Here is an 8746-nt window from a genome sequence, read left to right as displayed (position 1 = left end):
CAGCTGATCGAGCTTGCCGTCTCTGTAGACGTCGTCCCAGTCCAGCTTCCCAGCCAGAGCGACCCAGCCGATTTCCTTCCTGGAACGCAGCTCTTTAAGGTGCTTGCGGATGTAGGTGCGGCCTGCCTTATCGTCGTCCAGGGCTATCACCCAGGTAACGAGCTTGCCCGCATTGGCCTCGACAATGTCCCAGGGGAAGTTCACACAGCTGATCGCTGCGATCGTTTTGAAACCAGCCAGGTGCAGCGCAATGGCGTGGAAGATGCCTTCTACGATGTACACACGGTCGTGCTTTTCGATCGTCTGGCCAGGCGGTACCCAACCGGCGTTGGTGTAGCGCATGCCAGCTTTGATACCGGCTTTCTGGTCCTCATTTCCGGCGATGGCACGCGCATCAATGATCCGCTCCCAATACCCGTCACAGAGCGGGAAGCGGACGGTGTCGGCCCATACACCGGATGGCTTCATTTGCCGACGGCCCTGGGTGTACCAGTCCTTCATCTTGCTGATGTCGAAGCCGCGGGCACGGCTCAAGTAGGCATCGGCAGTGGCGGTGGGGTTTTCTGGCGTCGATGGAAAGCGTTCGCTGAGATTCTCGAACAGGTGCTGGTAGCGATCGCGTGTCCGTTCCTCATACCCACAGTTGTTCAGCCTGTTGCACTTGAGCTGATACGGCTTCTCTTTCTTGACGAACACAGAGCGTTTACCGCAACTCGGGCACACGCCCTTGTTCAGGTATTCCTTCGTCTCGTCCTTGGCCTGAAAGCCCAGCTCCGGATCGTGCTCGAGGGCGGGGATAACGTCCTCGACGTAGATGCGGTCAAAGTGCTCCGGGTTGATGCGTGCGCTCATGTTCGACCCTTACCGCTTGGCTTCAACACGAATGCGTTCTGCTTGCTCGGCCGCTTCCAACGCGAGGTGAACCATATTGATAAGCACCGCTGACTTGGAGCCCTCGACCTTGGGGCGAATGATGTAACGGCCTAGCTCAATCTCGCGGCGGATGGCTGAGTCCGACTGTCCAGAACGTTTGGCGTACTCGCCAACGGTGACGTAGGGCGTGTCGATGGTGATCTGCATTCTGTTAACCTCTCGCCGTATATTGGGGATCAAAGTTCCTATATGGGATCCATGGTGGGGCCTATATAGGAACTTGTCAAGAGGGGTGTGCAATGGAGTTGGCTGCGAAGCTGAAAGCAATTCGGGCGAAGGAAGGAGTGACGCAGGCTGAGTTCTGCGAGCTGCTGGGGATCAGCCTTAGCACCTACAAGAAATACGAAGTCGGGATGTTCGAAATGGGGTTCAACACCCTGTCGAAGGTCACGAACCACCCCAAGTTTGCTAAGTACACGCTTTGGCTGATGAACGAGCAGACTGCCCCCGAATCGGGCCAAGTCAGCCCTGTCTGATCATGTCGATCAAGAAACTCCCTACGGGAGAATGGCTCCTGGACTGCCGACCTGAAGGTCGTAATGGCCCACGTGTCCGCCGCAAGCTGAAGTCCAAGAACGAAGCGATGCATGCCGAACGGCTGCTGATGGGAGATGGTGCTCGAGGCGAGTTCGAGAAGAAGCCCAAGCGGGACGATCGCCGCCTCAGCGAACTGGTGGACCTCTGGTTCAAGCTGCACGGCCAGACGCTGAAGCGTGGAGAGGAACGTCAGCGGGCCCTGCAGGCCATGGCCGAGAGAATGGGAGATCCGCGGGCCACGGACTTTTCAGCTTCCAACTTCACGCAGTACCGGGCCGAGCGTCTGGCCGGCGACCATGGCCGGAGCACGCCGGGCAACGGTATGAAGAAGGGGCAGAAGGCCAAGCCTGTAAGTGCGAATACGCTGAACCATGAACTGGCCTACCTGAGTGCTGTGTTCAACGAGCTGGACCGCCTAGGAGAATGGAAGGGCGATAATCCGCTGGCGAAGGTCCGGCGTTTGAAGTTCGACGAGCCGGAGATGGCGTATTTAGAGGCTGGCCAGATCCAGCCCCTGCTCAATGCTCTAGATGGAATCTCAGCCAGCGCCGGCGTAGTCGCTCGTATATGTCTAGCGACTGGTGCGCGGTGGTCTGAAGCGGAGGGGCTAACAGCGCGCCAAGTAAAAGACCGTCGGATCCACTACCATCGTACTAAGAACTCCAAGAACCGAACGGTACCGATCAGTAAGGAGTTACAGGAGCTGGTGAGAGCCAACCTTCCGTTTGGTGATTGCTACAAGAGGTTTGCGGAAGCTGTCGAGGCCGCCGGCCTCGATCTGCCAGACGGGCAGATGACGCATGTCTTGCGTCACACCTTTGCAAGTCACTACATGGCTAACGGTGGTGACATTCTGACGCTGCAACGAGTTTTAGGTCATTCATCACTGGCCATGACAATGCGCTACGCTCATTTCAGCCCAGGCCACTTGCTTGAAGTTGTTTCGTTAAATCCTTTGGTGAAGCTACTGGAATCTCAAAATGGGTAATTCGGTCGAGTGGTGCACAGTAGTTTGGCAGGTGGCTGGCGAAAATTTTGGAACGAAAAGTGATCTAGCTACATGGGGCGTGGCACTACTATCGGGCTTTATGGGCATGGGCGGGATCGTCGTAGGCCAACTAACTTCAACACGGACTGAGAAGAAAAGTGTCAGAGCAGCGGTGCTTGCTGAAGTCGAAGCTCTACACGATCTATGTATGAAGCGTAAATATTTGGAAGGTTTTCGGGAGGATGCGAGGCACTTTCGTAGCCCCGAAGGAATAATCCAGCAGCAGAGGGGCGAAATCTATCAAAATTCTATTCGTGCCTCCGACTTCAACCTAATTTACAGGGCGAATCTGAGCCGACTGGGAGGGTTGAGCGGCACTGAGGCCAAACTTATTGTGAGATTTCATCAGCTATTGCAAGGCGTTTTGCAGGACGTGTCCGAAGGCGGGATCCTCTTCGAGGGTAGCAATGATCCAAAAGATTATGAGGAGGCCGCTGACATCCTGGAGGAAGCGATGGACATTGCCAAAGTACTGATGGCCCAGAAGAAGCCATGGTGGAGATTCCCATGGCGGTGTGGACAAAATGTGGACACTGCAACCGCTGGAAAGAGCCACTGATCGAGGCCTAGAAAGATGAAAGCCCCGCATTGCGGGGCTTTGAAGGTGGTGCCGGCACCAGGAATCGAACCCGGGACCTACTGATTACAAGTCAGTTGCTCTACCATCTGAGCTATACCGGCACAGGGGCGTCATTATAGCGATCGCCGGGCTGCTGTAAACCACTTCCTTGCAATTCGCTCGCAATCACCTAAGTCACCGCCGCGAAAGAAGAAAATCCTACCAGCCGCGATGGATGCTGGTGACGTTCGGCTCGGGTTCGGCCGGGTTGAAAAACAGCTTGTGATTGTCGCAGCCGCGCTTGCGGCACGGGGCGTCTGCTTGCAGGGGCAGGCCGCGGTCGCCGCCGAGCTGCATGGCGGGGGTTTCCCAGCCAAGGTTGGCGGTTTTCGGGGTGGAGGCGCTGTTGGGCGTGCAGCCGCCGAGGGCCAGGGCGAGGGCCAGGAAGGTGAGGGGCGTGGTCTGTTTCACGAGTCGAGATCCGTTCATCAAGCTATCCGGGTGGGCGGATGCGCGGGTGGGTATTGCCGGTGGGTGGGCGCGGGCGGGATTTTAACGGGTTGCGTGGGGCAGTGGGTAGGGTGAGGTGTGGTGGGTGTGATGGGGTTCTTGTTTGACTCGGGGGGTGGGCTGAGCTGGCGGGGGCTGCTGTGCAGCTTTTTCGCGGCGTGTGGGGTGGTGTCGTGAGCGGCAGGCGCGGGGCTTATGCACAAGCGCGAAGCACAGCTTGGGGGAAAGGCAAGGATTGATGTCAGTCCGTTGGTCTTTGCGCAAAGGCCTGTTTTTGCTGGTGTTAGATCAGCGATGTGGAATAAGCAAAGAGGCAAAACGTCGCGGGCTAGAGATGAACGGAGAGATTCATCAAAAGCTTGTTCACAGACTTATCCACAGGTTGCTCCGCTATTTTCGTTCGCCTAACAGGAGCAGATTGCGGGGCGTCAGGGGGTAGTCGCAGAAAACGCCGAGTCTGACGTCGTAGCCTTGTTCTTGCAGGAACAACGCGCGGTCGAGCACCAGCCAGAGTTCCAGTGGGCGGCGGAAGAGGTTGCGCAGCGCTTCGAGGTTGCGCACTTCGGCCAGGCGTTGCCAGCCTGCGGCTTGCAGGGCGGTCCAGTCGGGGTTGCCGGTCAGCGGCACGTCGCGCAGGGCGGCGAGGTCGCGGCAGTAGGTTTCGAAGGATTTTTCCAGCCAGGCCGTGGGCAGGGAGGGGGTCGGCAGGTAGTCGTCGGTCTGGCGTTGCTGACGCTGCAGCAGGTCGAAGCCCAGGCGCCGGGCCATGGAGCGGTCGCGCTGGCGACGGGCGCGGGCGCCGGAGGTGACGGTTTCGCTCAGGGGCAGGCCGAGGTCGTCGAGGCTCAGGTGCAGCGGGGAGGCCTGGGCGGCGAGGGACAGCGGTTGATACTGCGGGGCCTGGATGCGGTTGTAGCAGCACGGGGCCACGGCGATCTGGCGGCAGCCTTGGGCGCTGGCCAGTTGCAGCAGGTGCATGTGCAGGTCGCCGCAGGCGTGCAGGGCCACCACGCTGCTGTCCGGGTGCAGATGGTCGGCGCTGCCGGGGGCCAGTACGTCTTGCTGCACATGCTGGGCCGCGAGTCGGTGGTGATCGCTGAGTGTCTGGCCCGCCGTCACCAGCGCCGGGTCGTACTCCAGGCAGGTGAGGTGCTGGCCGGGTTGCAGCAGGCGTCGGCCCAGGTGGCCTTTGCCTGCGCACCAGTCGAGCCAGTGCTGGGCGGGCTGGTCGAAGCTGAGGTGGCTGCCGAAGGCTTCGATCTGCTGCCATTTGCGGCCGGGCACGTGGACGTCCAGGCGGTGACCGGGCGCGTGCAGCTCGCTGCGCGGCAGTTCGCCGAGGGCGGATAACTGCACGACCTCGTGGGCCAGTTGCGGGAAGGGCGCGGGGGCGGGCAGTCGCTCGGGGTGCTGCTGCGCGGCTTCGGCGTCATCCAGTGTGCGGGTGCGCAGCCACTGGGCCAGCTCCGGGTGCTGGGATTCCCATGGCAGGTGCAGGACGGTGAACGGGCGGGGTTTCCAGAGGTGTTCGTGCTGGCGCAGGAACAGGTCCAGGGCCTGGAAGCGCGTGCTCAGTTGTTCGGGGCGCAGGAAGGTGGGCTGAGGCATGACGGGGCGTCGGTGAGGGAAGGGCGCGGGTGGATCGCCGGGGCGACTCACCCGCGAAGGGGGTCAGCGCCCTTGGCAGGCATCGACGCGCAGCCAGCGCTCGAGCAGCTTGAAGCCTTGCACCAGCACGAACGAGATCAGCAGGTAGAACACCCCGGCGGCGAAGAAGATCTCCACCGGCAGGTAGGTGCGGGCGATGATCGTGCGGGCCATGCCGGTCAGTTCCAGCAGGGTCACGGTGCTGGCCAGGGCGCTGGCCTTGAGCATCAGGATCACTTCGTTGCTGTAGGCCGGCAGGCCGATACGGGCGGCGCGCGGCAGCATGATGTAGACCAGCGCCTTGCCGCGTGACATGCCCAGCGCCCGAGCGGCTTCGATTTCACCTTTCGGGATGGCCTGCAAGGCGCCGCGCAGGATCTCGGCGATGTAGGCGGCGGTGTGCAGGGTCATGGTCAGCACCGTGCACCAGAACGGATCGCGCAGGTACGGCCACAGCGAACTGCTGCGCACCACGTCGAACTGCGCCAGGCCGTAGTACACCAGGAACAGTTGCACCAGCAGCGGCGTGCCACGGAAGAAGAAGATGTAGCCGTAGGGCAGGGCGCGCACGTACCAATGGCGCGAGGTGCGGGCGATGCCCAGCGGGATGGCCAGGATCAGTCCGGCGATGACGGCGATGGCCAGCAGTTCGAGGGTGAGCGTGGCGCCCTGGGCCAGGCGCGGCAGCCACTTGATGATCACTTCCCAGTTCATTGCGCAGCCCTCGCGAAGCCGCGAGCGGCGCGTTGTTCAAGGAAATGCATGCCGATCATGGCGACGATGGTCAGGCACAGGTAGATGCATGCGGCCACGGCGTAGAAGGTGAACGGCTCCTTGGTCACGGTCACGCCGATCTGCGCGTGACGCATGATTTCTTCCAGGCCGATCACCGACACCAGCGCGGTGTCCTTCATCAGGATCATGAACAGGTTGCCCAGCCCCGGCAGGGCCACGCGCCACATCTGCGGCAGGATGATGCGCGACAGGATGCGGCCTTTGGACAGTCCCAGCGCCAGGCCCGCTTCGCGATGGCCTTTGGGAATCGCCAGGATGGCGCCGCGGAACACTTCCGTGGCATAGGCGCCGAAGCACAGCCCCAGGGCGATCACCCCGGCGGCAAAGGCGCTGAGTTCCAGGCCCGGCATGTTCAGGGCCTCGCCGAGGCTGTTCATCAGCCCGACGGTGCCGAAATAGATCAACAGGACCCACAGCAGCTCGGGCACGCCGCGAACCAGGGTCGAGTAGGTGCCGCCCAGCCACTGCAAGGGCTTGAACGGGGAGGTCTTGGCCAAGGCGCCGAGCAGGCCGAGGACCAGCCCCAGCAGCAGGGCACAGAGCGCCAGTTTTACGGTCATCAGGGTGCCGGCCATCATGGCCGGACCGAATCCGTGCAGATCGATATTCATGGGCAGGGTGCATTCAAGGGACGGGCACCGCGCTCAGGCGGTGCCGGTCGGGGTGAATCATTCGATGCTGAACGGGAAGTACTTTTCGTTGATCTTCTTGTACGTGCCGTCGGCCTTGATTTCGGCCAGGGCCTTGTTCAGCTCGTCGCGCAGCTTGGTATCGCCCTTGCGCACGGCGATGCCGATCTTGTCGCTGTCGACCACCGGTTCGCCCTTGAACTCGTAGTTCTGGCCTTCCGGGCTCTTCAGCCAGTCGTACTGCACGTACTTGTCGGCGAGGATGGCGTCGACGCGGCCCGAGGTCAGGTCGAGGTAGGCGTTTTCCTGGGTGTCGTACAGCTTGATGGTGATGTCGCTGCCGTAGGTGTCTTCCAGCCAGGTGCCCGCCAGGGTGGCGCGCTGGGTGCCGATGATCTTGCCCTTGAGCGAGTCTTTGTCGGTCTTGAAGTCGACATTCTTCGGCGCGATGAACTGCAGCTTGTTGGAGTAGTACGGGTTGGTGAAGTCCACCGCCTGCTTGCGCTCGTCGGTGATCGACAGCGACGACACCAGGAAGTCGAACTTCTTGGCGTTCAGGGCGGGGATGATGCCGTCCCAGTCGGAGGTGACGACCGAGCATTCGACCTTCATCTTGGCGCACAGGGCGTCGCCGATGTCCTTGTCGAAGCCGACGACGTTGCCGCTGGCATCCTTATTGTTGAACGGCGGGTAGGCCGCTTCGATACCCATGCGCAGTTTTTCCGCAGCCAGGGCATTGGCCGACATCACCAGCGTGGCGGCCGCGGCCAGGAGGAATTTCTTGTAGGTCTGCATGTGTTGCTCCGTTAGCGGTGGCTGGACATGAATTGCTTGCAACGCGCCGAGGTCGGGTTCTCGAAGACCTGCTGCGGCGATCCCTGCTCTTCCACCAGGCCCTGGTGCAGAAACACCACTTCGCTGGACACCTGGCGGGCAAAGTTCATCTCGTGCGTTACCAGCAGCATGGTACGGCCTTCTTCGGCCAGTGCGCGGATAACGTTAAGCACTTCCTGGACCATTTCCGGATCGAGCGCCGAGGTGGGCTCATCGAACAGGATGACCTTCGGCTGCATGGCCAGGGTACGGGCGATGGCGGCGCGCTGCTGCTGACCACCGGACAGCTGCGCCGGGTAGCTGTGGCGCTTGTCGAAGATGCCGACCTTCTCCAGCAGCGCCTCGGCGGCCTGCACGGCTTCGGCCTTGCTCTGGCCGAGCACGCGGCGTGGCGCCTCGATGATGTTGTCGAGGATCGACATGTGCGGCCACAGGTTGAAATTCTGGAAGACGAAGCCGATTTCGCTGCGCAGGCGGTTGATCTGCCGGTTGTCGGCGGCGATCAGCTCACCGGTTTTATCAGCCTTGAGCTTGAGCGCTTCGCCGGCCACCAGTATTTCGCCCTGGTGCGGGTTCTCCAGCAGGTTGATGCAGCGCAGCAGGGTGGACTTGCCGGAGCCGGACGATCCGAGGATCGAGATCACGTCACCATCGCGCGCGGTCAGCGAAATGCCCTTGAGAATTTCCTGGTCGCCGTAGCGTTTGTGCAGGTTGCGGATTTCCAGCGCGGGCGTGGCCTGGGCCATGTGCGGTCCTCATGTGATCGGGTGCGTTCCCAGCTGTTGGCGGCCTTCCTGGCGTGCGCAACGCTAGCATAGCGGGTCGGGGCGGCCAACCGGGACGCAGGGGACTCGGGTCGCTGGCGGGACAGTTTGTCGCATCGCTGCAGTGCAACGTCGCGCGGATGTCCGCAACGCGTTGCGCTCGGCGCCGGAGCCTTGATGAAAAAAGGCGCGATGGTGCCAGTTTTGGTTTTGCGAGGAAAGGCTTTTTGCTTCGAGGGTGGATCGCAGGCTCTTGAGTGAGCTTTTTCGGATGGAGTTGGGTTGCGCCTGAGGGTTGCACCTTGGATGCGCCTTTTTGGTGCGACGGTGTTACTAAGGACTACCTTTGGTGCGTTTGTAAGTGAGTATTTCAGTAATGCACACTGCGGGGACAGGTTCGACGACCCTTCGGTCATTGCTTGGCCGAAGGGCGGCAAAGCCACGTCAATCGCGGTAGCGCGAAGATTCATGTGCATGACCTGCACCGCTG

The 8746-nt window shown here is 61.2% G+C and carries 11 protein-coding genes and 1 tRNA gene; 3 read left to right on the top strand and 9 right to left on the bottom strand.

Annotated elements, in window-relative coordinates:
* Positions 1–852: toprim domain-containing protein (locus Q7C30_RS01120; RefSeq protein WP_317870338.1), on the bottom strand; the 852-nt coding region annotated here is incomplete at its 3' end.
* A gap of 9 nt (positions 853–861) precedes the next feature.
* The gene (locus Q7C30_RS01115; RefSeq protein WP_317870337.1) at positions 862–1080 is read right to left on the bottom strand and encodes a hypothetical protein; all 219 of its coding nucleotides are present in this window, start codon (positions 1078–1080) and stop codon (positions 862–864) included.
* A 92-nt stretch (positions 1081–1172) separates the two neighbouring features.
* Here Q7C30_RS01115 and Q7C30_RS01110 point away from each other — a divergent pair, with 92 nt between their 5' ends.
* From Q7C30_RS01110 to Q7C30_RS01100, 3 genes are read left to right on the top strand one after another with little or no spacing between them, the layout of a single operon-like run.
* On the top strand, positions 1173–1409 hold the full coding sequence (locus Q7C30_RS01110; protein ID WP_317870336.1) for a helix-turn-helix transcriptional regulator: 237 nt from the start codon (positions 1173–1175) through the stop codon (positions 1407–1409).
* 2 nt (positions 1410–1411) lie between these two features.
* Entirely contained in the window at positions 1412–2458 is a 1047-nt protein-coding gene (locus Q7C30_RS01105; RefSeq protein WP_317870335.1) for a tyrosine-type recombinase/integrase, read from the top strand.
* A complete protein-coding gene (locus tag Q7C30_RS01100) occupies positions 2451–3077 on the top strand; it encodes a hypothetical protein (protein ID WP_317870334.1) in 627 nt (208 codons plus the stop codon). The genes Q7C30_RS01105 and Q7C30_RS01100 overlap by 8 nt, the downstream gene beginning before the upstream one ends.
* A gap of 46 nt (positions 3078–3123) precedes the next feature.
* Here the strand turns inward: Q7C30_RS01100 and Q7C30_RS01095 are convergent.
* From Q7C30_RS01095 to Q7C30_RS01065, 7 genes are all read right to left on the bottom strand, one after another.
* A tRNA-Thr gene (locus Q7C30_RS01095) sits at positions 3124–3199 on the bottom strand.
* Between the two features lie 97 nt (positions 3200–3296).
* A complete protein-coding gene (locus Q7C30_RS01090; RefSeq protein WP_116887385.1) occupies positions 3297–3566 on the bottom strand; it encodes a hypothetical protein in 270 nt (89 codons plus the stop codon).
* 411 nt (positions 3567–3977) lie between these two features.
* Entirely contained in the window at positions 3978–5195 is a 1218-nt protein-coding gene (locus tag Q7C30_RS01085) for a methyltransferase (protein WP_317870333.1), read from the bottom strand.
* Between the two features lie 63 nt (positions 5196–5258).
* Positions 5259–5948, bottom strand: coding sequence for an ABC transporter permease (locus Q7C30_RS01080; RefSeq protein WP_029612671.1), 690 nt, complete (start codon positions 5946–5948; stop codon positions 5259–5261).
* Complete coding sequence (locus Q7C30_RS01075; RefSeq protein ID WP_317870331.1) at positions 5945–6640, bottom strand: ABC transporter permease subunit; 696 nt, start codon at positions 6638–6640, stop codon at positions 5945–5947. The genes Q7C30_RS01080 and Q7C30_RS01075 overlap by 4 nt, the downstream gene beginning before the upstream one ends.
* 57 nt (positions 6641–6697) lie before the next feature.
* Positions 6698–7453, bottom strand: coding sequence for an ABC transporter substrate-binding protein (locus Q7C30_RS01070; protein ID WP_029612669.1), 756 nt, complete (start codon positions 7451–7453; stop codon positions 6698–6700).
* A gap of 11 nt (positions 7454–7464) precedes the next feature.
* On the bottom strand, positions 7465–8238 hold the full coding sequence (locus Q7C30_RS01065) for an ABC transporter ATP-binding protein (protein ID WP_039582666.1): 774 nt from the start codon (positions 8236–8238) through the stop codon (positions 7465–7467).
* Between the last annotated feature and the right edge of the window lie 508 nt (positions 8239–8746).

It is taken from the genome of Pseudomonas sp. RAC1, assembly GCF_030658255.1.
Lineage (GTDB): Bacteria > Pseudomonadota > Gammaproteobacteria > Pseudomonadales > Pseudomonadaceae > Aquipseudomonas > Aquipseudomonas boreofloridensis.
This window is presented reverse-complemented; position numbering and strand designations above follow the sequence as displayed.